The sequence below is a fragment of the Arcobacter sp. CECT 8983 genome (genome assembly GCF_004118855.1).
Classification (GTDB): domain Bacteria; phylum Campylobacterota; class Campylobacteria; order Campylobacterales; family Arcobacteraceae; genus Halarcobacter.
Genome location: NZ_PDKF01000005.1, coordinates 161,064 through 187,766, shown reverse-complemented (window position 1 = coordinate 187,766; position 26,703 = coordinate 161,064). Strand labels below are relative to the sequence as shown.

General features: G+C 29.0%; 26 protein-coding genes. 23 read left to right on the top strand and 3 right to left on the bottom strand.

The features are described from left to right. The first annotated feature begins 190 nt into the window (after positions 1-190). Both CRV01_RS08100 and CRV01_RS08095 read left to right on the top strand, forming a co-directional pair. Positions 191-1,687: an aldehyde dehydrogenase family protein gene (locus tag CRV01_RS08100; protein ID WP_129007706.1), complete on the top strand. Its 1,497-nt coding sequence runs from the start codon at positions 191-193 to the stop codon at positions 1,685-1,687. A 40-nt stretch (positions 1,688-1,727) separates the two neighbouring features. Further along, entirely contained in the window at positions 1,728-2,096 is a 369-nt protein-coding gene (locus tag CRV01_RS08095) for a DUF779 domain-containing protein (protein WP_129007705.1), read from the top strand. Here the strand turns inward: CRV01_RS08095 and CRV01_RS08090 are convergent. Together CRV01_RS08090 and CRV01_RS08085 are read right to left on the bottom strand one after the other, a co-directional pair. Further along, positions 2,093-2,491: a biopolymer transporter ExbD gene (locus CRV01_RS08090; protein ID WP_129007704.1), complete on the bottom strand. Its 399-nt coding sequence runs from the start codon at positions 2,489-2,491 to the stop codon at positions 2,093-2,095. The two genes, CRV01_RS08095 and CRV01_RS08090, sit on opposite strands and share 4 nt — an antisense overlap. Continuing rightward, positions 2,488-2,967 (bottom strand): MotA/TolQ/ExbB proton channel family protein, encoded by a 480-nt coding sequence (locus CRV01_RS08085; RefSeq protein WP_129007703.1) that lies wholly within the window; start codon positions 2,965-2,967, stop codon positions 2,488-2,490. Before CRV01_RS08085 ends, CRV01_RS08090 begins: the two co-directional genes overlap by 4 nt. Before the next feature lie 48 nt (positions 2,968-3,015). Here CRV01_RS08085 and CRV01_RS08080 point away from each other — a divergent pair, with 48 nt between their 5' ends. From CRV01_RS08080 to CRV01_RS08040, 9 genes are all read left to right on the top strand, one after another. Beyond that, positions 3,016-3,888, top strand: coding sequence for a 1-aminocyclopropane-1-carboxylate deaminase/D-cysteine desulfhydrase (locus tag CRV01_RS08080; RefSeq protein ID WP_129007702.1), 873 nt, complete (start codon positions 3,016-3,018; stop codon positions 3,886-3,888). Between the two features lie 92 nt (positions 3,889-3,980). Next, positions 3,981-4,505, top strand: coding sequence for a shikimate kinase (locus CRV01_RS08075; RefSeq protein WP_375234262.1), 525 nt, complete (start codon positions 3,981-3,983; stop codon positions 4,503-4,505). Beyond that, a complete protein-coding gene (hisD, locus tag CRV01_RS08070; protein WP_129007700.1) occupies positions 4,492-5,787 on the top strand; it encodes a histidinol dehydrogenase in 1,296 nt (431 codons plus the stop codon). The genes CRV01_RS08075 and hisD overlap by 14 nt, the downstream gene beginning before the upstream one ends. A gap of 2 nt (positions 5,788-5,789) precedes the next feature. Next, positions 5,790-6,086 (top strand): DUF2018 family protein, encoded by a 297-nt coding sequence (locus tag CRV01_RS08065; RefSeq protein WP_258238362.1) that lies wholly within the window; start codon positions 5,790-5,792, stop codon positions 6,084-6,086. A gap of 8 nt (positions 6,087-6,094) precedes the next feature. Then, positions 6,095-6,991 (top strand): polyprenyl synthetase family protein, encoded by an 897-nt coding sequence (locus CRV01_RS08060; protein WP_129007698.1) that lies wholly within the window; start codon positions 6,095-6,097, stop codon positions 6,989-6,991. Between the two features lie 3 nt (positions 6,992-6,994). Next, positions 6,995-8,287, top strand: coding sequence for a glutamyl-tRNA reductase (gene hemA, locus CRV01_RS08055; RefSeq protein WP_129007697.1), 1,293 nt, complete (start codon positions 6,995-6,997; stop codon positions 8,285-8,287). A gap of 10 nt (positions 8,288-8,297) precedes the next feature. Beyond that, positions 8,298-10,019 (top strand): proline--tRNA ligase, encoded by a 1,722-nt coding sequence (locus CRV01_RS08050; RefSeq protein WP_129007696.1) that lies wholly within the window; start codon positions 8,298-8,300, stop codon positions 10,017-10,019. A gap of 11 nt (positions 10,020-10,030) precedes the next feature. Further along, positions 10,031-10,846, top strand: coding sequence for a mechanosensitive ion channel family protein (locus CRV01_RS08045; protein WP_129007695.1), 816 nt, complete (start codon positions 10,031-10,033; stop codon positions 10,844-10,846). Further along, the gene (locus tag CRV01_RS08040; protein ID WP_258238361.1) at positions 10,824-12,215 is read left to right on the top strand and encodes a CCA tRNA nucleotidyltransferase; all 1,392 of its coding nucleotides are present in this window, start codon (positions 10,824-10,826) and stop codon (positions 12,213-12,215) included. The genes CRV01_RS08045 and CRV01_RS08040 overlap by 23 nt, the downstream gene beginning before the upstream one ends. Here the strand turns inward: CRV01_RS08040 and CRV01_RS08035 are convergent. Next, a complete protein-coding gene (locus CRV01_RS08035) occupies positions 12,205-13,437 on the bottom strand; it encodes an apolipoprotein N-acyltransferase (protein ID WP_129007693.1) in 1,233 nt (410 codons plus the stop codon). The genes CRV01_RS08040 and CRV01_RS08035 overlap by 11 nt on opposite strands. Before the next feature lie 28 nt (positions 13,438-13,465). Between CRV01_RS08035 and yajC the strand changes: the two genes are divergently transcribed. From yajC to CRV01_RS07975, 12 genes are all read left to right on the top strand, one after another. Continuing rightward, positions 13,466-13,738: a preprotein translocase subunit YajC gene (yajC, locus tag CRV01_RS08030; RefSeq protein ID WP_129007692.1), complete on the top strand. Its 273-nt coding sequence runs from the start codon at positions 13,466-13,468 to the stop codon at positions 13,736-13,738. A 69-nt stretch (positions 13,739-13,807) separates the two neighbouring features. After that, on the top strand, positions 13,808-15,376 hold the full coding sequence (gene secD, locus CRV01_RS08025) for a protein translocase subunit SecD (protein ID WP_129007691.1): 1,569 nt from the start codon (positions 13,808-13,810) through the stop codon (positions 15,374-15,376). Further along, entirely contained in the window at positions 15,376-16,344 is a 969-nt protein-coding gene (secF, locus tag CRV01_RS08020) for a protein translocase subunit SecF (RefSeq protein ID WP_129007690.1), read from the top strand. The genes secD and secF overlap by 1 nt, the downstream gene beginning before the upstream one ends. 413 nt (positions 16,345-16,757) lie before the next feature. Beyond that, on the top strand, positions 16,758-18,131 hold the full coding sequence (locus CRV01_RS08015) for a hypothetical protein (protein WP_129007689.1): 1,374 nt from the start codon (positions 16,758-16,760) through the stop codon (positions 18,129-18,131). Positions 18,132-18,215: 84 nt separating this feature from the next. Then, entirely contained in the window at positions 18,216-18,710 is a 495-nt protein-coding gene (locus CRV01_RS08010) for a hypothetical protein (protein WP_129007688.1), read from the top strand. Between the two features lie 77 nt (positions 18,711-18,787). Further along, complete coding sequence (locus CRV01_RS08005; protein WP_129007687.1) at positions 18,788-19,132, top strand: DUF6394 family protein; 345 nt, start codon at positions 18,788-18,790, stop codon at positions 19,130-19,132. Next, complete coding sequence (gene leuS / locus CRV01_RS08000) at positions 19,132-21,597, top strand: leucine--tRNA ligase (protein WP_129007686.1); 2,466 nt, start codon at positions 19,132-19,134, stop codon at positions 21,595-21,597. The genes CRV01_RS08005 and leuS overlap by 1 nt, the downstream gene beginning before the upstream one ends. Before the next feature lies 1 nt (position 21,598). Continuing rightward, on the top strand, positions 21,599-22,108 hold the full coding sequence (lptE, locus tag CRV01_RS07995) for an LPS assembly lipoprotein LptE (protein ID WP_129007685.1): 510 nt from the start codon (positions 21,599-21,601) through the stop codon (positions 22,106-22,108). Further along, on the top strand, positions 22,109-23,278 hold the full coding sequence (locus CRV01_RS07990) for a folylpolyglutamate synthase/dihydrofolate synthase family protein (RefSeq protein ID WP_129007684.1): 1,170 nt from the start codon (positions 22,109-22,111) through the stop codon (positions 23,276-23,278). It begins immediately after the preceding gene. After that, the gene (locus CRV01_RS07985; RefSeq protein ID WP_129007683.1) at positions 23,268-24,209 is read left to right on the top strand and encodes a M23 family metallopeptidase; all 942 of its coding nucleotides are present in this window, start codon (positions 23,268-23,270) and stop codon (positions 24,207-24,209) included. Before CRV01_RS07990 ends, CRV01_RS07985 begins: the two co-directional genes overlap by 11 nt. Then, entirely contained in the window at positions 24,155-24,592 is a 438-nt protein-coding gene (locus CRV01_RS07980; RefSeq protein WP_129007682.1) for a polymer-forming cytoskeletal protein, read from the top strand. Before CRV01_RS07985 ends, CRV01_RS07980 begins: the two co-directional genes overlap by 55 nt. Continuing rightward, positions 24,582-26,696 carry a DEAD/DEAH box helicase gene (locus CRV01_RS07975; RefSeq protein WP_129007681.1) on the top strand — a complete coding sequence of 705 codons (2,115 nt, stop codon included), beginning with the start codon at positions 24,582-24,584 and terminating at the stop codon, positions 26,694-26,696. The genes CRV01_RS07980 and CRV01_RS07975 overlap by 11 nt, the downstream gene beginning before the upstream one ends. Positions 26,697-26,703 lie beyond the last annotated feature (7 nt).

The window sequence follows — 26,703 nt, the reverse complement described above, 5'->3', positions numbered from 1 at the left end:
TAAAAAGTACTCTAATTTGTAAAATATTAAAAGATTTTTCTCTTTAAAAAGTACTATTCTATGGGCTTTGTAGAAAAAGTTAACATAATGCTACCTCAATGCTATGTTTTCGCTAAATATAAGCTATATTTGTTGTCTAAAATTTTTTAATCGAAAAGTTTCTTTTCAAAAAAATAATAAGGAAGACAAAATGGTATATGAAAAGCCAAAATTTAAAAAACAATATGAAAACTTTATTGGTGGAGAATGGGTAGCTCCAAAAAGTGGTGAGTACTTTGATAATATTTCTCCTGTTGATGGTGATGTTTTAACTAGAATTCCAAGATCAAATGAAGAAGATGTTGAACTTGCAGTTCAAGCTGCTAAAACTGCATTTGAATCATATAAAAATACTTCAGTTATTGAAAGAAGTTTAATGTTAAATAAAGTTGCAGATGCAATTGAAGCTAATCTTGAAGCTTTAGCAATTGTTGAAACACTTGACAATGGTAAAACAATCAGAGAAACATTAAACGCGGATTTACCTTTAGTAGTTGATCATTTTAGATATTTTGCTTCTGTAATTAGAGCAGAATCTGGAACAGTTGCCGATCTTGATTCAGATACTGTTTCACAAGAAGTTTATGAGCCATATGGTGTTGTAGCTCAAATTATTCCATGGAATTTCCCATTATTAATGGCTGCTTGGAAGCTTGCTCCTGCATTGGCAGCTGGAAATTGTATTGTACTGAAACCAGCATCTGCAACTCCTAAATCAATTTTATTATTAATGGAAACAATTCAAGATGTTCTTCCAAAAGGTGTAGTTAATATTATCAATGGTTCAGGTGGAAAAATTGGTAAATACTTATCAACTCACCCAGATGTTAAAAAAGTAGGATTTACAGGGGAGACAACAACTGGTCAGTTAATCATGCAATATGCAACTGAAAATATTATTCCTTCTACTTTAGAACTTGGTGGGAAATCACCAAATGTATTCTTTGAATCAATTATGGATGCAGATGATGAGTTCTTTGATAAAGCAATTGAAGGTTTAGTATTATTTGCATTTAACTCTGGAGAAGTTTGTACTTGCCCTTCAAGAGCACTTATTCAAGAATCAATTTATGAGCCATTTATGAAAAGAGTTTTAGAAAGAGTTAAAGCTATTAAATTAGGTGATCCTTTAGATAGTGACAATATGATGGGAGCTCAATGTTCACTTAATCAAAAAGAAAAAATCTTAGATTATATTAAAATTGGAAAAGAAGAGGGTGCTGAGTGTTTAATTGGTGGAGATGTATATGAATCTGAAAAACATCCTAATGGTTTTTATATTCAACCAACAATTTTTAAAGGTCACAATAAAATGAGAATCTTCCAAGAAGAGATTTTTGGACCAGTATTAGCTGTAACTACATTTAAAGATGAAGAAGAAGCATTAGAAATTGCAAATGATACAATCTATGGATTAGGTTCTGGTGTATGGTCAAGAGATGCACATCAATTACATAAAATGGCTAGAGGAATTCAAGCTGGTAGAGTTTGGGTTAACTGCTATCATATGTACCCATCTCATGCTTCATTTGGTGGATACAAAAAATCAGGTATTGGTAGAGAAACTCATATGATGATGTTAAACTCTTATAGACATACTAAAAATATTCTTACTTCTTATAGTAAAAATGCTTTAGGATTCTTCTAAAATAAAAAGAGGCAAAAGCCTCTTTTTTAAAGGCTAAAAAATGAGTGTAAAAAGAGTAACAGTAACGCAAGAAGCAAAAGAAGTAATCGAAATGCTTAAAGAAGAGCATGGAGAACTTGTTTTTAATCAAAGTGGTGGTTGTTGTGATGGAACTGCTCCTATGTGCTATGAAAAAGGTGACTTTTATGTGCCAAGCAGAAATGTAAAGCTAGGTGAAATTTGTGGTTGTGAATTTTTTATTGATCATGAACAATTTGAGTATTTTAAGCACTCACAAATCATAGTTGATGTGAAAAAAGAGCAAGGAGCTTTTGGTAATTCTTTTTCTTTGGAAATAGATCATGGTTATCAATTTATTACAAAGTCAAGAATTTTTACTGATGAAGAGTATAAAAGCTTAGAGGATTAATCTTCTTTACTTTTATTCTCTTTTGTTACAAGGGCTAAATTATTTAGGTTGTATTTTTGAAGTAAGTCAAGTACTTTTACAACTCTTTCATACTCAACTTTTTTATCTATTTTTACTATTATTGGCTTTTTCTTATTTTTAATCTCTTTTAAATTGTCTTCTAAAGATTCAAAAGATACTTCAATACCTTTTATTGCTAATTTTGTTTTATTTAGTTCGATAAAGACCTGATCTTCATCTATTTCTACTGCTTTAGCATCTGCTTCTGGTAAATCAAGCATAAGTGCTAGTTCATCTTTTTTGAAAACAGAAGTAACAATAAAAAAGATTAAAAGAATAAAAACAACATCAATTACAGGTGTTAAGTCTATTCCTAGTTGTTCTCTTCTTTTCATAACTTACCAATAATCTCTTTTTTTGCTTTTAATTCAATTGAGTCTATAATTGAAATAAAATGGTTATAAGCGATGTGATGAGGAATTGCAACAATAAGCCCAGCTATAGTTGTAATAAGTGCCACTGAAATTCCACTAGAAAAAATAGTAGGGTCACCTAAACCTTTTTGAGTAATAGCTTCAAAGGCTTTATATACTCCGTAAACAGTTCCAAGTAATCCTAAAAGTGGAGCAACTGAAGCTATGTTTTTGATATAAGTTAACCCACTTTCTAATCTTTTTACTTCATACTCTATTTGAACTTCTATTGTCTTAAGATTAGATTCATTAATTTTTGATTTTATTTTTTCAACCATTGCTTTTTTTCTAGGAATTGTTAAAAACTTCCAAATAATAATAGTAAAACCAATAATATTTAAAAAGATAAGTATATAAACAATAATACCACCTTTGTCAATATATTCCATAATATTCATTTATATTTCCTATTTTTCTTTTTGTGTAATTCTAGTATAATATTCTTAATGAATTATATAAACTCTCCCATAGAAAAAATTAAATTTAGAAATACAGATATCTATTTAAAAAGAGATGACCTTCTAGATAAGCACTTTAGTGGCAATAAAGCAAGAAAGTTTTACTACTATTTAGTTAATGACTTAGAAAATATAAATAAAGTTGTTAGTTTTGGTTCAGCCCAAGCAAACTCTTTATATTCTCTTTCTGTCTTAGGAAAAATAAAAAATCTTGATATTGATTTTTATGTAAATCATATAAGTTCATATCTAAAAGAAAACCCTTATGGAAACTATAAAGCAGCTTTAGAAAATGGTGTAAATATTATTGAAGATGAAAATTTTGATTTTCAAAACTATGAATTAAAGCAAAATGAAATTTTAATAGAAGAGGGTGCTAGGGTACAAGAAGCTCAATTTGGAATAAAAATCTTAGCTCAAGAAATCAAAACTTGGGCTAAAGAAAATGATATAAAAAATCTAAAACTATTTTTACCAAGTGGCACAGGAACAACGGCACTTTTTTTACAAAAGCATTTAGAGTTTGAAGTTTTTACTGTAGCTTGTGTTGGTGGAAGTGAATATTTAAAAAAGCAGTTTTTTCATCTTGAAAGTAATGAAAAGTTTCATCCAAAAATAATCCAAATGCCAAAAAAATATCATTTTGGAAAGCTTTATAAAGAGTTTTATGATATTTATAATGAATTACTTAAAACAACAAAAATAGAGTTTGATTTACTTTATGATCCCTTAGGGTTTTTAAGTATGCAAAATTATTTAGAAAACAAACAAAATTGTGATGAATTTTTATATATTCACCAAGGTGGAATTTTAGGAAATGAAAGCATGAAACCAAGATACGAAAGAAAATTTAACAAGTAAAAACGAATTTAACTTGAGTCATTTATTTTTTTACTTTATTTTAGATATAATCACTAAATTTTATAAAAAGTAAATGTATATCAGGAAAAGTGTTGAGTAAAAAAAATAATATTATTCTTATTGGTTTTATGGGAGTTGGTAAGGGAACAGTTGCAAGAGCCTTAGTTAAGTCAAGTGATTACTTTGCAATTGATACTGATGATTTAATTGAAAGTGTTGAGAATAAAACAGTTAAAAAAATATTTAAAGATGAGAGTGAAGCTTATTTTAGAAACTTAGAAAAGAAGTGTGCTCTTTGGCTTGAAAAAAATGTTGATAATACAATTATCTCAACAGGTGGAGGTTTCTTTAAACAAGAAAATATCCATAAAATAGGAACAATAATCTATTTAGAATCAAGCTTTGAAGGGATTTTAAATAGAATACATTCTGCACCTAATGCAAAATCAAAACTTAAGAAACGACCACTTTTAAGTAACCTTGATGAAGCTAAAAAGCTTTATAATCAAAGAGTTGAAGATTACAAAAGAGTTTCTGATATAACAGTAAATGTTGAAAACAAAGATTTGAACTTAATAGTAGAAGAAATTTTAGGAAAAGTAAATGAAAATAATTAATACAAATGATGCAAACTTTAAACAAGAGTTTGAAAACATCTTAGGAAGAGCAAAGACTGATATTAAAGAGGTATCATCAATTGTAACTAACATAATTGATGAAATCGTAGAAGATGGAAACGAAGCTTTAAAAAAACACATTGAAAAGTTTGATAAATGGGAAGTTAAAAGTGACAACGAACTACAAATTTCAAAAGATGATATGAAAAAAGCTTATGAAAATATTGATGAAAAACTTAAAGAAGCTTTACATATCGCATATGACAGAATTAAAACTTACCACGAAAAACAATTACCAAAATCTTGGATTGATTTTGAAAAAAATGGAACTATCTTAGGACAAAAAGTAACTCCTGTAGATAGAGCTGGACTTTATATTCCTGGTGGAAAAGCTGCATATCCAAGTAGTTTACTTATGAATGCAATTCCTGCAATTGTTGCTGGTGTTGAAGAGATTGTTGTATGTACTCCAACTCCAAATAACGAAGTAAATGAACTATTGCTTGCAGCATGTTATATTTGTGGTATTGAAAAAGCTTTCAAAGTAGGTGGAGCATCTGCTGTTGCTGCTATGGCTTATGGTACTGAAACTATTCCAAAAGTTGATGTAATAACAGGACCAGGAAATATCTTCGTTGCAACTGCTAAAAAGCTGGTATTTGGAGAAGTTCACATTGATATGATTGCAGGACCTTCTGAAATTGGGATTTTAGCTGATAGTACAGCAAAACCAAAATACTTAGCAATTGACCTTTTGTCACAAGCAGAGCATGATGAAATGGCAAGTTCAATTATGATTACTATTGATGAAGAGATTGCAAAACAAACAAGTGATGAGGTAGAAAACTATTTACAAACTCTAAGTAGAGAAGAAATAGCTAGAAAATCAATTGAAGATAGAGGAGCTATTATCGTTGCTTCTTCTATGGATGAAGCAATTACTCTTATGAATGAAATAGCTCCTGAGCACTTAGAAGTAATGACTGCAAACTCTTTTGAGCTATTACCAAAGATTAAACATGCAGGTGCAATTTTCTTAGGTGAAAATACTCCTGAACCAATTGGTGATTATATTGCTGGACCAAACCACACACTTCCTACTGGAAGCACAGCTAAGTTTTACAGTCCTTTAAATGTTGAAAACTTCTTAAAGAAAAGTTCTATTATTAACTTCTCTAAACAAGCAATTGATGAGTTAGGTGAAGCTTGTGCTTTACTTGCTGATACAGAAGGTTTAACAGCTCACGCAGAGTCTGTTAGAGTTAGACTGAAAGATAAATAGTCATGGAAAAAAACTGGCTTTTAGAAGATGAAGATGATATCTTCACAGGAACACCAAAATCTAAATATTTTGATGTAACAAGACAAGCAAGTAAAGAGGTTGTTGAAGATGAGTTTGACAAACTTCTAGAAAAAGTTGCTGTTATGGAAAAACTTTTAACAGAGATTAAAGGTGAAGATTTTGATATCAATAATGAAGTTAAAACACAAGTTTTAACAAACAGCGCAGAGATTGAAAAAATGAAAAAAGGTCTGTATTTAGAACTTACAGGCGATATTATTTGTAGATTAGATTCATAAGGTTAAAAGTGGAAGAGTTACAAGAAGTTAAAAACAAAATAAGAAGTTTCATTGAAGAGTGTAATGATGAAAAGAGTTTAGAGTTATTAGAAAAGCTTGCAACAGGAAAGATGTTAAGGTCTAAACTTATTTTAAAGATTGCAGGAATAAATGAGGAATCAATCAAATTATGTGCAGTAGTTGAGATGATTCATGCAGCATCACTTTTACATGATGATGTTATTGATGAAGCTGATACTAGAAGAGGTAAACCTTCAATCAATGCTTTATATGATAATAAAACTTCAATTATGTTTGGAGATGTTTTATATTCAAAAGCTTTTACTGAACTTTCTCAAATGAACAAAGAAGTAGCATACAATGTTTCTAATGCAGTTACTCTTTTAAGTATAGGAGAGATGTTAGATGTAAACTTAACAAATGAGTTTAACTCTTCATATGATAAGTATCTTGATATGATTTATAAAAAGACTGCATCATTAATAGAAGCAAGTGCAAAATCTGCTGCTATTTTAGCTGGACTTGATAAAGAGAAATATGCACTTTATGGTAAAAATCTTGGACTTGCTTTTCAAATGATTGATGATATTTTAGATATTACTCAAGATAGTGAAACTTTAGGAAAACCTGCAATGCTTGATTTTGTTGAAGGTAAAGTAACTATTCCATACTTACTACTTCATGAAAGATTAGAAGATAAAACAAAATTAGAAAGTTTATACAAAAAAGAGTTATCAAAAGAAGAAAGCTCTTGGATAAAAGAACAAATGATAAAAACAAATGTACTTAAAGATTCTATAACAAAAGCAAAAGAGCTTGGACTTGAAGCAATTGAAGCAGTTAAAAGTGAAAACAATGAGTCTTTAGTTCAAATTATGAGTGCAATGATTGAAAGAGAGTTTTAATTTATGAGTTATTTATGTATTAGTTTCTCTCATAAAAATACTGATATTCAAACAAGAGAGAAGTTAGCCTTTCCTAATGAAGAAAATAAAGATAGATTTTTAAAGCAAGTATTAAATGATAGCAATATTGAAGAAGCTATTTTACTTTCTACCTGTAATAGAGTAGAGATTATTTCAGCTACAGGAAACTCTAAACTTGCTGCTAAATTTATTATAGAAAAACTTGCCAACTATTCTGGGATTGAGTTTGAGAATCTTTTTGATAGAGCAGATATTTATGAACATGATGGTGCAATTCACCACCTTTTTTCAGTGGCTTCTGCTTTAGATTCATTGGTTATTGGGGAAACACAAATTGTAGGTCAGTTAAAAGATGCTTTTAGATTTTCTTTATCAAAAAGATATTGTGATCAAAACCTTCCGCGAGCACTTCACTATTCTTTCAAATGTGCAGCAGCAGTAAGAAATGCTACAAGTTTAGGAACTGGTTCTGTTTCTGTAGCTTCAACAGCAGTTGCAAAAGCAAAAGAGATTATAGGTGATACAAGTGGTGTAAAAGCACTTGTAATTGGAGCAGGTGAGATGAGTGAACTTACAATTAAGCACTTATTATCTTCAGGCTTTGATGTTATTTTAACAAGTAGAGATATTAAAAAAGCCACTATGTTAGCAGATAGTTTTGAACAGCATATTGAAGTTGAAGAGTATTCTACTTTAGAGACTATGTTAAATCATATCCCTGTTATGATAACTGCAACAGCAGCACCATATCCCATTATTACACAAGAAATGGTAAATGAATGTCCTTTTGATAGATATTGGTTTGATATTGCAGTACCAAGAGATATTGATGATATTGAGTCACCAAATCTAGATATCTATTCAGTTGATGATTTACAAGATATTGTTGATGAAAATATGACTTTAAGAGCAAAACAAGCAAAAACGGCATATTCAATTGTAAATAAGATGTCTATGGAGTTTTTCGAATGGCTTAAATCTCTTGAAGTAGAACCTGTAATAAAACACATGTACACAAAAGGTGATGAAGTAATAGATAAAAAAATCAAAAATGCAATCAAAAAAGGTTTTATAAAAGAAGAAGACCAAGAAAACATTAAAAAACTTTGTCAAACAGTTTTAACAGAATATTTACATGAACCATCAACTAGATTAAAAGGAATATCAAAAGATAGTCAATGTGATGTTGTTGTAGGAACAGTTCAATCAATTTTTGGACTAAAAGATACAAACTTTTTAAATAAATGCGAACACGCAGTAAAAAATAATGAATAGGATTTATTAAATGAAATTTTCTCAAATGTTTATGCCAACTACAAAAGAAACACCAAATGATGCAACTTTAGCATCTCATCAATATCTAATAAGAGGTGGTTTTATAACTCAAACTGGTTCTGGTTTATATAATTTTTTACCCCTTGGGAAAATTGTATTAGATAAAATTAGAGCAGTAGTTAAAGAAGAGATGGATAATACTGGGGCTAATGAACTTTTAATGAGTTTTGTTACACCTTTAGAACTTTGGGAGCAATCTGGGCGTGCAACTGCTATGGGGCCTGAATTATTAAAGTTTAAAGATAGAAAAGGTGCAGGATTTGTATTAAGTCCAACAAATGAAGAGACTGTAGTTGATATTGTTAAAAATAGAATTACATCATATAAAGATTTACCAATAAACTTATATCACATAAATACAAAGTTTAGGGATGAAGCAAGACCTAGATTTGGACTTATGAGAGGTAGAGAGTTTTTGATGAAAGATGCTTACTCTTTCCATGATACACATGAAGATTTAGTTAGAGAATTCCATGTTATGGAAGATGCATATAAAAAGATTTATGAAAGATTAGGTTTAGAGTATAGAGTTGTTGCTGCTGATAGTGGTGCTATTGGTGGAAGTGGTTCTAAAGAGTTTATGATACTTGCTGATAGTGGTGAAGATACTATTGTTGTATGTCCTGATTGTGAGTATGGAGCAAATATTGAAGCCGCAACTAGAGCTAAAAGAGTTGTTCCAAATTGGCAAGAAACTACAAATAGTCCAATTGTACAAGAGAAAGTTTTAACTGAAGGTATGAAGACTATTGAAGATGTATCAAACTTCTTAAGTACTTCAAAGTCTCAATCAATTAAAGCAGTTATGAAAAAAGCTATCTATGAAGAAAGTTCTGAAATAGTTGTTTTCTTTGTAAGAGGAAATGATGAGTTAGAAGAAACAAAAGCTTGTAATGCGGTTGATGCTTTAGAATTAGTAGATGCTTCAGAAGAAGAGATTAAAGAAGTTGGATTAGTAGCTGGATATTGTGGACCATTTGGATTACCTGAAAATATTAACTTCGTTGTAGATGAAGAGATAAAAGATGAAGTTGGATTAGTTTGTGGAGCAAATGAAGAAGATTATCACTTTACAGGAACTGATTTATCAACTTTAAAAGATGTAAAATATTTTGATTTAGTTGCAGTACAAGAAGGAGATAAATGCTCTTCTTGTGGAGGCGAATTACAATACACAAAAGGTATTGAAGCAGGTCATATTTTCCAACTTGGAACAAAATATTCTGAAGCAATGGATGCAACTTTCCTAGATAAAAATGGAAAAAAACAACCATTTATTATGGGATGTTATGGAATAGGAGTTTCAAGATTAGTAGCAGCTGTAATTGAACAAAATCATGATGAAAAAGGTGCAATCTGGACAAAAGAAACTGCACCATTTTTAGTAGATATTATTGTTTCTAATGCTAAAAAAGAAGATGAGCTTGAAGCTGGTTTAAAAATCTATGAAGATTTAAAATCTTTAGGTGTTGAGACAATTATTGATGATAGAAAAAAAGAGAGATTTGGTTTCAAAATGTCTGACTTTGAACTTATAGGGTTCCCTTATGCAGTAGTAGTTGGTAAAAAATTACAAGATGGGTTAGTAGAGATTATTGATAGAAAAACTTTAGAAAAAGAAGAAGTGGAAGTATCAAGAGTTTCTCAAATTCTTTTTGAAAAAATTAAATAAAAGGATTAATAATGGAAGATAGTGTACAAGCTGTTTCAGATATGGTTGGATTATATGCATTAAATATTGCAACTGCAATAATTATTTTTATTGTTGGTAAATTTATTGCTAGAAAGGTTACTGACTTCTTTGTAAGAGTAATGAATAGAAAACAGAGTGTTGACCAAACACTTCTTTCTTTTTTAGACGACATTGTTTATTATGTTTTAATGGTTGTTGTTATTTTAACTTCTTTAAAGCAGTTAGGAATAGATACAACTTCATTCTTTGCAATCTTAGGTGCTGCTGGTCTTGCTATTGGTTTAGCTCTTAAAGATTCTTTAGGTAACTTTGCTTCTGGTGTTATGATTATCTTCTTTAAACCTTTTAAAGTAGGGGATTTTGTAGAAGCTGGTGGAACTGCTGGTACTATTGTTGAAGTTGGTATTTTTAATACTGAATTTAAAACTCCAGATAATCAAAAAATTATTGTACCAAATGGAGCAATTACAGGTGGAAATATCAAAAATGTAAATGCCCATGATACAAGAAGAGTAGATTTACTTGTTGGTATTGGTTATGATGATGATATTAAAAAAGCAAAAGAGACTTTAACAAAAATAGTTGAAGCTGATGAGAGAGTTTTACAAGATAAAGGTATTACTGTTGCAGTTTCAGAATTAGCAGATTCATCAGTTAATTTTGTAGTTAGAGCTTGGGTAAATACTCCTGATTATTGGGCTGTAAAGTTTGACTTAACAGAAAATGTAAAACTTACATTTGATAAAGAGGGTATTTCTATTCCATATCCTCAAACAGATGTACATGTATTCAAACATAAAAAATAATCTACCATCAATATTAATTGATATACTAAAAAACTTACAAGAAGTAGGTGCTAAACCTATTCTTGTAGGCGGTTGCGTAAGAGACTCTCTTTTAAATATTCCCAATAAAGATTTTGATATTGAACTTTTTAATATTGACACTTTAGATGAAGTTCAAACTGTTTTAGAAAAATATGGAACAGTAAAACAAGTTGGAAAATCTTTTGGGGTACTTATTTTAAGTGTTGATAGCTATGATTTTGATTTTGCCCTTGCACGATTAGAAAAAAAAGTAGGACATGGGCATAGAGATTTTGAAGTAACTACAAACTCTAACTTAAGTTTTCAAGAAGCGAGTTTAAGAAGAGACTTTACTATTAACTCAATTGGTTATGACTATTTTGAAGATAAATATTTAGACCCAAATAGCGGGCTAAAAGATTTAGAAAATAGAGTTTTACGACATATAAAAGATGAAACCTTTGTAGAAGATCCTTTAAGGGTTTATAGAGCAATACAATTTGTAGCTAGATATGAACTAAAAATAGATGAAAAAACTTTTTCTTTATGTAAAGATATGGTAGAAGCTGATGAGTTAAAGTATCTACCTAAAGAAAGAGTTTATGAAGAGTTTAAAAAGCTATTTTTAAAAGCAGATAAGCCATCACTTGGATTTAATCTTTTAAAAGATTTAGGTATTTTAAAACACTTTCCTGAACTTGAAGCCTTAGATGGTTGTATTCAAGACAAAGAGTATCATCCTGAAGGTGATGTTTGGATTCATACTTTAATGACACTTGATGAGATGGTTAAGTATAAAACTGGTGATGAGTATAGAGACCTATATTTATTTTATGCACTTTTATGCCATGATTTAGGAAAGCCCCTTTGTACCCAAACTACAGATGAAGGAAGAGTAACTTCCCATAAACATGAAGCTTTAGGAGTAGAACCTACTATTAGTTTCTTAAGTAGATTAACTGATGAGAAAAAGTTTATAGAAAAAATAATTCCTTTAGTAAAAAATCACCTTGCACCTTTTCAATTATATAAAGCAGAATCAAGCCTAAAAGCAGTAAAAAGACTATCTTTAAAATGTTCTATTGAAGACCTTTGTATAGTTTGCCTTGCAGATTGCAAAGGAAGGACAATCCCTGATAAAGATAAGTGTGATAAAGCTATCTCTTGGGTATTAGAACAAGCAAGAAAGATGAATATCTCCCAAGAAGGATTAAAGCCTTTAGTTCAAGGAAGAGATTTAATCTCTCTTGGCATGAAACCAAGTAAAGAGTTTAAAGAGATTTTAGAGTTTGCATTAAATCTTCAAATAGATGAAAACTTAGAAAAAGAAGAGATAATAAAGACCATAAAAGAAAAATTTATGGCCTAACTATATAGTTTTTACTTCCATTTATAGAATGAAAAATTGTAATTCCATACTTTTTAGCATAATATTTTAAAAGTATTTTTTGAAGTGTTGGTTCTATAGATGGAGTAAACCAAGCATTATTAGAAGTTACAATCATATATTTTGTATCTCCTAGGTTTTGATATATTTTCTCATTTGTAGCTTCATAACAAATAGCATTTCTAAAGTTAATGCCATGGATATTAAAATCAGTTGGTTTAGAAGCTGTTTTATAGTCTTGTGCTCCATTGTAAAACTTCTCATTTATAAAATCAACTAAAAACTTTGGAAGAGGTATTTCTTCTCCAAAAGGAACTAAGACAACTTTTTTTGCAATATCAAGATTTCCTTTTTTGAAGTGATATGTAGCATTGTAGTAGTTATCATCTTCTAAATAAATAGCTCCTGCAATGATATCAATATGTTCTGATCTTTTAAGTAAGTTATCCATTAAAAATTCTTCTTTATTTAGTACCACGGGAAAAACAGTTTCAGGTAGTATTATTAAGTCACTTTCTTCTTTTATAGCATTATCAATTAAGTTAAAGTTTTTATCAATAGTTTTTGCTAAGTTTTCTTGTTGCCATTTTTGATTTTGTGAAGTCATTAGTTGTGGCATAGAGATTTTAAGACCCGTTGAGTCAATATAAATACCACTATTATAAGTTATGAATATTAAAGGAACAATTGCAATAGCTTTTTTAAATCCGTGGGCTTTTATAAATATATAAATAGAAGCTAAAATAAGCGCAAAATGAGCCTTAGAAAAAGGGAAATAACTATTTACTAAGATAAGTTCAGGCATAAACCAATTAAATCCCATAGGATGAACAAAAGAGATTAAAAAAATAGTTAAAATTCTAAACCAAGTTTTATTGACAATTGTCATAAAATAAAATACTAAAGAATATCCAAGGCCAATACCTATAATAACTGGATATTTTAAAAACTCTAGTTCATAATATTGAAAGCTATTACCAATCCAATAAAACCATAAAACACCAGTGAAAAAACCTGCTATTACAAAACTTTTTTTATTTATTGTTAATAGCAAATAAAAAGATATAAGTGCTAAAAAAGTATTTAAAAGTTTTGAGAATATTTCATAGTGTTCTAAGTAAATAAAAGAGCTTAAAGAAATAGCAGTTATCAAGCCTATTATTATATTAGTTTTGTTAGAATATGCCCGTTTTATTAAAAACATAGAAAAATACTTTTTAAAAGGAAATTTGATGGAAGGTCAAAGTGCAGACTTAATAAGCTCATTGTTACCCCTAGTTGCATTATTTGCAATTTTTTACTTTTTAATTATTAGACCACAACAAAAACAAGCTAAACAGCATAAGGAAATGATTGCGGATCTAAAGAAAGGCGATAAAATTGTAACAAATGGTGGCTTAATGGTAGAAATTACAAAAGTAGAAGAGAACTTCTTAATTGTAAAAAACCACGATGATAGCCAAATGAAATTAGCAAAAGAATTCGTTGCAAAGCTTTCAGAATAATTATTTTAAAACATGTAATTTCTTACATGTTTTAAATTCTATGTTTACTTCTTATTTTAAGGGATTGACTTGAAAATCTTTAATTACAGACTCGTTATATTTATTTTAAGTATAATTTTTGGAGTTGTATTCTCTGTACCATCTTTTTTACAAACTGAAACTGGTAAAAAAATTTCACTAGGACTTGATTTACAAGGTGGACTACATATGCTTCTTGGTGTTCAAACTAACGAAGCAGTTACTTCAAAAATAAAATCAACAGCTACTGCAGTTAAATACTTCGCAAATGATGAAGATATTTTAATTGATGGCTTAAGTATCAAAGACAATGATAGAATTGTTTTTACAGTATTAGACCAAGATGAGTTACCAAAAGTTGACAAAATGCTTGAACAAATTAGTGGTTTACAAATCACTAAAAATGACCTTGATTACTCTTTAACTTTAACTCCTGAAGAAGAGGTTAAGACAAAAGACCAAGCTGTTGCACAAGCAGTTGAGACTATTAGAAATAGACTTGACCAATTTGGTTTAGCTGAACCAAATGTTGTAAGACAAGGGGAAACTGATATTGTTGTTCAACTTCCAGGTATCAAAACAGCTGCTGAAGAAAAAGCTGCAAGAGAACTTATCTCAAAGCCTGCTAACTTAGAACTTATGGCTGTTGATGAAGAAAGAGCTGACCAAGTTTATACTATGTCAAGAGCTCAAGCAGCACAATATGGTGATATCATTTTAGAAGCTACTGATAACCCTAGTGTTAAGTATCTTGTAAAAGAGATTCCTATTTTAAATGGTTCTCAAGTAGTTGATGCTCAAGTTGCTTTTGACCAATCAAATCAACCAATTATTAACTTTACTTTAAATAGTGCAGGTGCTAGAATCTTTGGAGATTTTACTGCTAAAAATGTAGGAAAAAGACTTGCCGTTGTACTTGATGGTAAAGTTTACTCTGCACCAAATATTAGAGAAAGAATTGGTGGGGGAAGCGGTCAGATTTCTGGTGGCTTTACTGTTGTAGAAGCAGGAAATGTTGCAATTGCATTAAGATCAGGTGCCTTACCAGCTTCTGTTAAATTGTTAGAAAAAAGAAGTGTAGGACCAAGTTTAGGTGCTGATTCTATTAAAGCTTCAACTATAGCACTTGTTTCTGGTTTCTTAATTGTATTTATGTTTATGATTATTTACTATAGACGAGCAGGAGTTATTGCAAATGTTGCTCTTGTTACAAATATTTTTATTATAATCTCTGTTATGGCAATGTTTGGAGCAACATTAACACTTCCAGGTATGGCAGGTATTGTATTAACAGTTGGTATGGCAGTTGATGCAAACGTTATTATTACTGAAAGAATTAGAGAACTTCTAAGACAAGGTTTATCTATACCAAAAGCTGTCGAAGATGGTTATTCAAACGCTATGAGAGCAATTCTAGATGCAAATATTACAACACTACTTGTTGCTGTAATTTTATATGCATATGGAACAGGACCAATTAAAGGTTTCGCAGTAACAATCTCTATTGGTATTTTAGCTTCAATGTTAACGGCAATTTTAGGAACTCATGGTATTTATGAAGCGTTATTACCAAAAATTGCAAAAGACAAAAACTTAAATAAATGGTTTGGGATTAAATAATGGAAATTTTTAAAGGTACAAAAGTTCATGACTTTATGGGTAAAAGAATCCCATTTTTAAGTTTATCGGCTGTTTTAGTTGTTGTTTCACTTGTACTACTTTTTACAAGAGGATTAAACCTTGGTATTGATTTTGCTGGTGGTACTTTAGTTCAAGTTCAATATGATCATAAAGCACCAATTGATAAAATCAGAACTGTATTAAATGCAACAGATTATAAAGGTTCTTCTATCACTAAATTTGGTAGTGAAGATGAAGTAGTTATTAGAGTTTCAGGAGTATCATCAAATCTAGCAAATGATATTGGTGATGAAATGCATAAACTACTTGATTCAACTGGTGAGTTTCAAATCAGAAGAGTTGATATGGTTGGACCAAAAGTTGGTGGAGAGCTTAGAGAAAAAGGTATTATGGCCTTATCTTTATCACTTATTGTGATACTTATTTATGTATCATATAGATTTGAGTGGAGATTTGCCATTGCTTCTATTTTAGCCTTAGCACATGATGTTATTATTGCTCTTGGAGCTATTTCACTTGTGGGTGTTGAAGTTAATCTTGATATCTTAGCTGCAATTCTTACTATTCTTGGTTATTCGCTAAACGATACAATTATTGTATTTGATAGGATTAGAGAAGGTGTTCAAACATCTAAAGAAGCAGTTCTTGACAAAGTAGTAAATACTTCAGTTTCAAGAACATTATCAAGAACAACTCTTACTTCACTTACAACATTCTTTGTTGTTGCGACTTTATATTTCTTTGGTGGAGAGATTATTAATGGATTTGCATTTACATTACTTGTAGGTGTGATTGTTGGTACTTATTCATCTATCTTTATTGCTGCTTCGTTCTTAGTACAGCTTAGATTCTCTATTGAGAGTTTTAGAGCTAAAGAGGCTGAGAAAGTTAAGAGGCAAAAAGAAAAAGAGAAGATGAGAGCTATGTATGAAAAGGGAACTGTTTAGGAGCGATAGCTTCTAAACAGTCCTTTTCATAAATTATTCTACTTCATAACAAAAAAATCACTCAGTCATTTACTTCAGTAAACTCCTTCATAATTTTTTCATTCTTCATTGACTAATTTCAAAAATTCCAATTTATAAGCTATTCCTCAAAGTTTTGAGAAAAAGAAAAAAGTTGAAATCATCAAAATATGAGCATTTGAAAATAGCGTTAAGTAAAAATAAAAAAATATTTTAATAAATCAAAACTGTTTGAGACGAAGTCGAGTTTTTTGATTTTAATATTTTTGAAATTTTTATAGCGTAATTTTCATCTCTGCTCATGCTTTTTTGTTTTACTTTTTATAAAAAAAGTAATAAAAGACTCCAAAGGGCAATTACAATATAATAAATCTAATAATTTATTTAGGAATAAAATGTCAGAAAATATTTGTAGTATTTGTTATGAAAAATTTGAAGATGGTTATTTTGATAAAGAACAAAGTAAATGTATTTTTCATTGTGAAAAAAATAGATGGAATGATGAATTAATAAAAAACTTTTGGATTATTTTACAAAAGAATCTGAAACATTTCATAGTAAATGATACTAAAATTGAATTTAATCATATTGTTTTCCCAAAATTTGAAGATGATATTAAATTAAATATTCTGTGTAAAGAAACTAATTCTAAAGATAAGTTAATAGATACTGCAAATAAGTTCATTTTTTTTAATCATTGTACATTTTTAGATAAATTTGAATTTAACTTTATTGAATCTTCTGGTTCTTTAATTTTTGATAAATATTGTAAGTTTAAAAGTGAACAAAGTTTTGAAAAAGAAAAAATTAATTTTGAAATAATTTTTAAAAAAACAGAATTTGAAAATGGTCTATTTTTTAAAGAAGTAGAATTTGAAAAAAAGATTTCTTTTTATGATTGTAAAATCAAAAGTGTTGGGTTTTTAGATTGTATTTTTTATAAAAAATTTTATTTTGATATAAATGATAGAAAAGTAATAAATAATTTTAATCTAAGATTTTGTACTTTTGATGAAAGAGTTACTTTTATTGGGAATAAAATTAATTCTTTGGAATTAATAAATAATTTTTTTAATTCTAATATATCATTAATTGCATTGAAAATAAACTCTATAAATTTTATAAATAATAGTTTTGCTTTTAACCTGAATTTTAATAATATAGCAAATTTAGATTCTATTAAATTAAAATCTAATAATGTAGCTAACCGGGAAACTGCAAGAACTATAAAAAACTCTTTTGAACAACAAAATAATATCATTGAAGCAAATAAATTTTATGCCATCGAAATGCAAAAAATGGAAGAAGAGTTAAAAAAAGCAGATAAAGTAAAAATTTCAGAATGGCTTATATTTAAAATTCATGGACTAACTTCAAACCATTCACAAGATTGGTTATTAGCACTATTTTGGATTCTATCTCTAAGTTTTGGGTTGGCATTTGTAAATTGTGTAAATGAATATTTAGACACAAAATTAGAATATATGATAATTGATACTTTAGTTTACTTTCTTATAATTATTTTGTCTATTTTCATAGTTCAAAAAGAAAAAATAAACAATTTCTATTTGATAGGATTGTTTTATTTAATCTATGGGTTTACAACAAAAGATTTTACACTCTACAATATAGTAAATAATATAAACCCCTTTTCTATTATGACAGAGTTTTCAGAACTCACATTATTAACACTAGTTTATAAAGTAACAATCGCCTACTTAATCTACCAACTAATCATTTCAATCCGCCAAAACACAAGACGAAAATAAACTCCTACAAAAAAAGGTTTACTAATAATATATGTTTAATTCTTTTTAATATAAAATTATTATTTAAACCTTATGGAGAAAAATATGGACAACACAGTAAGTGCACCTCAAAAGGGTTTGTTATATTACTTTGACAAAATCACATCAAATGATGGAAAAGATTGGTTTTTAGCCTTAACATGGATTTTTGTTTTTGAAATCATTTCTTCAATTATTGAATACTTTTTTTTAACCCAAGCAAGAAGTTATGTGGTTCATATCCCAGAGGGAATATTCAAAGAGTTTTTAATAGCAATATTAGTGACATTTTTTATTTGGCACTTTGTTTATAGTATTGTAAATATGCATAGAAATCAGTTTTATTTTCTTATTATGTATGGACTTTTAGGTTTATATTTTTATATCACAAAAGATATGACTTTTAATTTTTTATTTCATAACATCATAAATCCCTTTGAATTTGAATTCAACGGTTTTGGCTTTTATACAATTGTGCAAATTATTTTAAAACTTACCATTTTATATTTGATTTTTAAAATGTTTCAAGGTTTTAAATATAGCAAGTTAAAAAATAGCTAGAAAGCCATTTTTTATCCTTTTTTCGATATTATATTTGCTTAAATTTTAAAAAGTAAAAATCTATAAAAGGATAATTCATGGATTGGGGTAAAGTAACCTATATATTCTTTTCACTAATGTCATTAACAACAACAGCAGGCTTTATTTATGAGCCAAATGCCGTAGCCCTCTTTTTAGCAGCAGGTGTTAATGTTATCTCAACAATTTTAAAAATAGGTGTTAAAAACCTTTTAGCAGCGGAGTTATTAGCAAGTTCTTTAGTTGCTGATTTACACCTTATTCCAGCATTCATGGTATTAACTTTTATGGGTGATGAATCAATGGCAATAGCCTTAGCAATTGGAGCTATTGTTGCAAATATTTTCTCAATAGCCTTAGCTTTAATTGAGAGTGCAAAAAGTCAAGATAAGGAAGATTATTAATGGAATATAGTCCAAAGAGTATTGAAACAAAGTGGCAAAATTACTGGGTTGAAAATAAGTCTTTTGAACCAAGTGATGACTATAAAAAAGATAAAAAATATATTTTAAGTATGTTTCCATACCCAAGTGGTAGAATTCATATGGGACACGTTAGAAATTATTGTTTAGGTGATGCAATCGCAAGATTTTTTAGAAAAGCAAATTTTAATGTTTTACATCCAATTGGATGGGATAGTTTTGGTATGCCAGCAGAAAATGCAGCTATCAAACATAAGCTTCATCCTAAAAAATGGACTTATGAAAATATTGACTATATGAGAGATGAATTAAAAGCTTTAGGTCTTTCTTTCTCTGAACAAAGAGAATTCGCAACTTCTGACGAACTTTATACAAAATGGGAACAAGAGTTTATTATCAAGATGTATGAAGAAGGACTTCTTTATAGAAAATCAACAACTGTAAACTGGTGTGAACCATGTCATACTGTATTAGCAAATGAACAAGTAGAAGAGGGTTGTTGTTGGAGATGTGATACTCCTGTTCAACAAAAAGAGATGCCAGGATATTATGTTGGGATTACTAAATACGCTCAAGAGTTACTTGATGATTTAAAAACACTTGAAGGTCAATGGCCATCACAAGTTTTAACTATGCAAGAAAATTGGATAGGAAGAAGTGAAGGGTTAGAGTTTAGTCTTTTCTTATCAAAACAAGCAAAATATAAATTAGACAATCACTTCTCTTCTTATCAAGTATTTACAACAAGACCAGATACAATTTATGGGATTTCTTATTCTGCTTTAGCACCAGAGCATCCAATTGTAAAATATATCGTTGAAAATGAATTACTTCCTCAAGGAAAAATCAACGCTATTAAAGCTATGCAAAAAGTTAGTGAAAGAGATAGAGCAACTATGCCTAAAGAAGGTGTTTCATTAGAGATTGATGTTATTCATCCTCTTACTGGTGAGTCTATTCCTGTATGGGTTGCTAACTTTGTACTTGCTTCTTATGGTGGTGGGGCAGTTATGGCAGTTCCAGCACATGACCAAAGAGACTTTGAATTTGCAAGACAATATGATTTACCAATCAAACAAGTAATTGTTGGAAAAGATGGAATTTTATCTAATCAAAGTGAAGCATACACTGATGAAGGTGAATTAATCAATTCTGAAAGCTTTACAGGACTTAAAAACAATAAAGCAAAAAAAGCGATTATTTATCATTTTGAGCAAAACTCTCTTGGTAAAAAACAAATCAATTTTAAATTAAGAGATTGGGGAGTTTCAAGACAAAGATATTGGGGAGCGCCTGTTCCATTTATTCATTGTGATGATTGTGGATTAGTTCCTGAAAAATTAGAAAACCTTCCTGTGGCACTTCCAGAAGATGTTGAGATTACAGGTGAGGGTAACCCACTTGATACACATCCTACTTGGAAGCATACATCTTGTCCTTGTTGTGGTAACCCTGCAATTAGAGAAACAGATACTTTAGATACTTTTGTTCAATCTTCTTGGTATTTTTTAAGATATGCAACAAACAATACAAAATGGGAAAAAGAAGGAATCTCTAAAAAAGATAGTGATTACTGGATGGATGTTGACCAATATATTGGTGGTATTGAGCATGCTATTTTACACTTACTTTATGCAAGATTCTTTACAAAAGTATTAAATGATTTAGGATATACAAATTCAAGGGAACCATTTAAAAACCTACTTACTCAAGGTATGGTACTTAAAGATGGTGCTAAAATGTCTAAATCAAAAGGAAATGTAGTTGACCCTGATTCTATTGTAGAAAAATATGGAGCAGATACAGCTAGAATGTTTATATTATTTGCTGCACCTCCGACAAAAGAGTTAGAGTGGAATGATTCAGCAGTTGAAGGTTCATTTAAATTTATTAAAAAATTCTATGAAAGATCAGTAAATGTTACTGAAAATGCAATTGCAAATTTTAAAAATATAGACCACTCTTCTTTAACAAAAGAAGAAAAAGAAGCAAGAAAAAAACTATATGAAGCTGTACAAAAAGCTGATGATGTATTTAATAAAACATATACATTTAATACTTTAATTGCTGCATCTATGGAAGCTATGAATGCACTTCAAGCACAAAACAATGAACTTGTGTGGGCTGAAGGTTATTATATATTAACAAATATTTTAGAGCCAATCATTCCTCATGCTTGTTGGGATTTAGCCCATAAACTATTTGATAAAGAAAACTTCTCTTCAAAGATTGAAATCAAAGAAGAAGTGTTTACTTTAGATTCTATTGTTTTAGCAGTTACAATTAATGGTAAAAAAAGAGCTGAAGTAGAAGTAGCTCCTAATGCATCAAAAGATGAGATTTTATCTACTGCTAAAGAAGTTGCAGCTAAATGGATTGATGGTAAAGAGTTAATCAAAGAGATTGTTGTACCAAATAAATTAGTTAACTTAGTTATTAAGGGATAACATGAAAAATAGTCTATTAGTATTATTAATAGTTTTTGTATTCACTGCTTGTGGTTATAAACCTTCAAGTCATTATGCAAAAAGGGAATTAAAAGGTTCTATTTATGTTAATTTAATTATTAACTTAGAAGACCCAAGAAATGCAGTAATTATCAAAGATGCAATGCATGAACTAATAGTACATAGACTAGATTCAAAGCTTGTATTTGATAAAAGCTTAGCAGATACAATTTTAGATGTTAAACTAAACTCAGTAGGAATGCAAGAATTACAAGATGATGAAGATGGTTATAACAATCTTTATAGAGCAGTTGTAAGTATTCATATTGGATATGAAAAAGATGGAATAAAAAAATCTTTTTCAGTTAGTGGAGATTATGAGTTCTCTATTAATAGTGGTGCAACCATTACAGATTCAAAAAGATTTGAAGCTATTAGAAATGCAGCGAATAAAGCTTTAGAAGAAGTTATTTCTAAATTAGCAGTACAGTCTTTTGAAAAAAAGAAGTAAATGCTTATTGATTTTAAGAAAGCTTCTTTAGAAGAAGTATTAAAGCACAAAACAATGTACTATGAGAAGATAGACTTCTCAATAGTACAAAACTCATGGGAAATACTCTCAAAACATCTTACTCTTCCTTTTATTATTCATATTGTTGGAACAAATGGAAAAGGAAGTACTGGAAGATTTTTATCACACTATTTGTATAAAAAAGGTTTTAGAACAGTTCATTACTCTTCTCCTCATATTAGAAAGTTCAATGAAAGAATCTGGATAAATGGAAGAGATAGTAGTGATATAGAACTTCAACTGGCAAGTTCAAAACTTCAAGAAATCTTGCCTTTAAATCTTTTAGAAAAATTAACTTATTTTGAATATACAACCCTTTTAGCTTTTGTTTTAAGTTCAAGTTTTGATTATCTAGTTTTAGAAGCAGGACTTGGTGGAGAGTTTGATGCAACGAATGTTGTTAAAAATGACTTATCCCTTATTACTACAATAGATCTTGATCATCAAAGTTTTTTAGGTAATACAATTGAAGAAATAGCACGTACAAAAATGCGTTCAGTGGATACTAAAATGATAATTGGTTACCAAACTTCTGACAAAGTTTATGAAACAGCTTTGAAAGTGAAAGACGAACTAAAAGATGAGTTTAATAAAGATATAGTTATACAAACTTTTAAAGAGTTTGATAAATATAGCTTAGATAAAAAGTTTGCTTCTTTCTTAAAACTAAACCTACATTTAGTTATTGAAGCTTTAAAAGAGTTAAATATTGATATTAATCTTGATATTTTTAATGAAGTTAAATTAACAGGCAGATGTGAAAAAATTGCAGAAAATATAACAATAGATGTAGGACATAATCCTTTAGCAGCAAGATTTTTAGTTGAAGAATTCAATAATAAAAAAGTACATTTAATATATAATTCTTATGCAGACAAAGATTATAAAGAGGTTCTTAAGACTTTAAAACCCATTATTACAAAGATAACAATACTTGACCTAAAGGACAAAAGAATCGTAGATAAAAATAATTTATTAGAAATTTGCCATAATTTAAATATAATGGTAACTTCTTTAGAAAATATAGAACCAGACGAAGAGTATTTAGTTTTTGGTTCATTTTTAGTTGTGGAAAAATTTTTAGAAAATATGAGATTAGATGAAGAATAGATTAATTATTACTGTTTCTGATGTACATGGAACAAAAGCCTTTAATGTACACCAAATTGCAAAAAAACTTATTGTCTTTATTTTTCTATTTGTTTTACTTATTATTGGTGGAGGAACTTGGTTTATCAATAGTTTAAGTGATAAAATGGAGTTTTTAAAAGAACAAAAACAAAGAGAACTTGCACAAAAAGAAATAGAGATAAATAAAAAAGAAAAAGAGATTACAGCTTTAAATGAAAAAGAACAAAAGCTTCAAGCTCAAAATAAATTTTATTCATTACAAATTAAAAGTAAAGTAGAAGATATTGATGCTTTAAGTTCAAAACTTGATGAAATAGAATCAATGATTGGTCTTAAAGATGAAAAAATAGAAAAACTTACAAAAGAGACTTTAGACTCAATTAGTGATAATACAAAATATTTTACACTTTTAACGATTCCTAATGGCAGTCCCTTAAAAAGTACAAGAGTTACATCTCCTTATGGTTATAGAATCCATCCAATTACGAAAAGAAAGAAGTTTCATAGAGGTATAGATTTAAGAGCAAGGATGAGAACACCAGTAAAAGCAACTGCAAATGGTGTTGTTGTATATGTAAGATCAAGGGACAATGGTGACTTTGGTAGGGTAGTAAAACTACAACATAGCTTTGGATTTATGACTATTTATGCACATTTAAGTAAGACAGAAGTGAAGCTTGGTGATGTTATTAGAAAAGGTCAAGTTGTTGGATTAAGTGGAAATAGTGGACGAAGTAGTGCTGCACATTTACACTATGAAGTAAGATATGGTGGAAAAATATTAAATCCAAAAGACTTTATAACATGGAATTTTAAAAATTATGATAAAATCTTTACTAAACAAAGGAGAGTTAAGTGGGAATCTTTGGTAAGGCTAATAAGCGAACAACACAAAATGGTGCTACAGTAATTGCCCACGGAACTTGTATAATTGGTGGAATTACAACTGAGGGTACAGTTCATATTGATGGAAAATTTGAAGGTGTTATATTAGAAGCTGATGTTATTTCGATTGGTAAAACAGGAGAAGTAATAGGTGATATAAAAGCTAATAACTTAATAGTTAGTGGGCTTTTAGATGGTAAAATTGATTGCAATGAAGTACAAATTCTTTCAACAGGAAAAGTTATAGGAAATATGAAATATAACGAATTAAGCATTGAAGAAGATGGAAAATTTGAAGGTCAAGGTGTTAGAAAAGGTTCTAAACTAAAAAGTAGATATGATGAAATAGAAAACAAACTAAACAATATCATTATCACACCATCTCACCAGATTGAGCATGAAGCATAAAAAAATAGAAGAAAGATTAAAAGAACTTTATGAACAAAAAAATACTATAGAAAAAGAGATTGAAACTCTTGAAGCTATAGTTAATCAAAAAGAAAATAAAAATCTATCAAAAGATGAAAAAGTAGAACTTTTTAAATCTCTATTTTTTGCTAGAACAGACATATATGCTAAAAAGTGGATTAGTAAAGATGGCTCAAAACAAGCCTTTTATCCCTTAACTCAAACCTTTAGAGGAAGTGATTACTTACCTTTAACAAATAATGATGTTGAACTTCACTTGCGAGGAAAAGTTCAACTGGCTTCTTATTTAATAAATCAAACAAATAAAAGTAAATATATAGTTTTAGAGATTTTAGAAAAAGATATTTCTAAGCTTTTAAAAACCTTTGCAAGTATCCGTATTGAAGGACTCTTTGAATATAGTTCTTATAATTCAGTTTTAGTATGGGTAGTTTTTGAAAAAGAGATTGAGAGTAAACTTGCAAAGACTTTTGCACAATATATTTTAAAAAAATCGAATATTAGTGCAAAAATCTTTCCCACAAAAGAGTTTGTATCAAATGCAAATTTTGATGAGCCTATTGAGCTGCCACTTCACTTAAAATTTAGAAATTCAAATAAAACAGTATTTTTTGAACCAAATACAAAAGAAGTTTATAAAGATCAATGGAGATTTCTTCAAAATGTCTCTAAAGTAGATGAACAAACAGTTTTAAAATATAATGATTTTGAAAAGATTGATAAAACTGATTTAATGTTTGATGATATAGAGTTTCCTTTATTTAAATTAGAAATAAAATTATATGATTATTTATATGTTCCAACACAAAATTTATCAAGGGGTTTTATAAATAAATTAAAAGCCTTTGCTTCTTTTGATAATCCACAAGTAAAAGTATTGCTTAACCTTAGAAAACCACTTTATAACACTCCAAGAGTAATTAAAAATTTTGAAGAAGATGAAAATTATTTAAAGCTTCCAAGGGGACTTATTTATCAAATCTCAAAGTATTTAGATACAAATAAAGTTGATTTCAAAATTGATGATAAAACATATTTTGAAGAGCTTGAAACAAAAAAGGTTTTATATACATTAAGACCTAAACAAGAAGAAGCTATAGCTAAAATACTTAAAAAAAGATTTTCTATTTGTGTTGCTCCTCCTGGTTTTGGTAAAACATTATTAGGTGCAAAGATGTTTGAACAAAGAGCTTGTTCAACTTTGATTATAGTAAACAAAAATATGTTACTTGATCAATGGAGAGATAGATTTGTAGAGTATTTTGATTATAAAAAAGCTGATATTGGTTTTTTAGGAAAGAGTAAAAATAAACTAAATGGAAAAATTGATGTTGCAACTATGCAAAGCTTAAAAAACTCTCCTGAAATAATAAACAACTACTCTTTTGTGATAGTAGATGAGTGCCACCATATACCAGCTGTTACCTTCGAGCAGATAGTTAAACAGTTCTATGGAAAGTATATTTTAGGTCTTAGTGCAACACCAAAAAGAAAAGATGGTTTAGACCCAATCTTATTTCAACAGCTTGGTGATATTTCCTATGAATTTAAAAAGAAAAAAACTTTTAATAATAAATTAGAGATAATAACAACAGACTTTATAAGTGAAGCTGATAATTATGCTACATTAATTAACGAATTATGTGTAGATGAAAAGAGAAATGCTTTAATTATTGAGCAAATAAAGCTTCATCAAGATAGAAAAATTTTAATCTTAACAGATAGAATTGAACATATTAATGCTTTAGAAAAATTATTAATAAATGAAGAAATGGATTATGTTTCAATCCATGGAAGTATGAGTAAAAAAGAGCAAAGTGAAAAGATTAAACTTGTAGAGTCTAAAAGTCTAATTTTAGCAACAACGTCTTATTTTGGTGAAGGTATAGATTTCCCTCATTTAAATACGATTATATTTGCAACGCCAATTTCTTATTATGGAAGATTGATTCAATATTTAGGAAGAATAGGAAGAGGAAATCAAGAGTGTTTAGCTATTGATTTTTTAGATAACAAAAATGCAATGCTTAATTCAGCTTATAAAAAAAGGCTTGAAGGTTACAAGCAAATGCACTATTTATAGAAGAAGG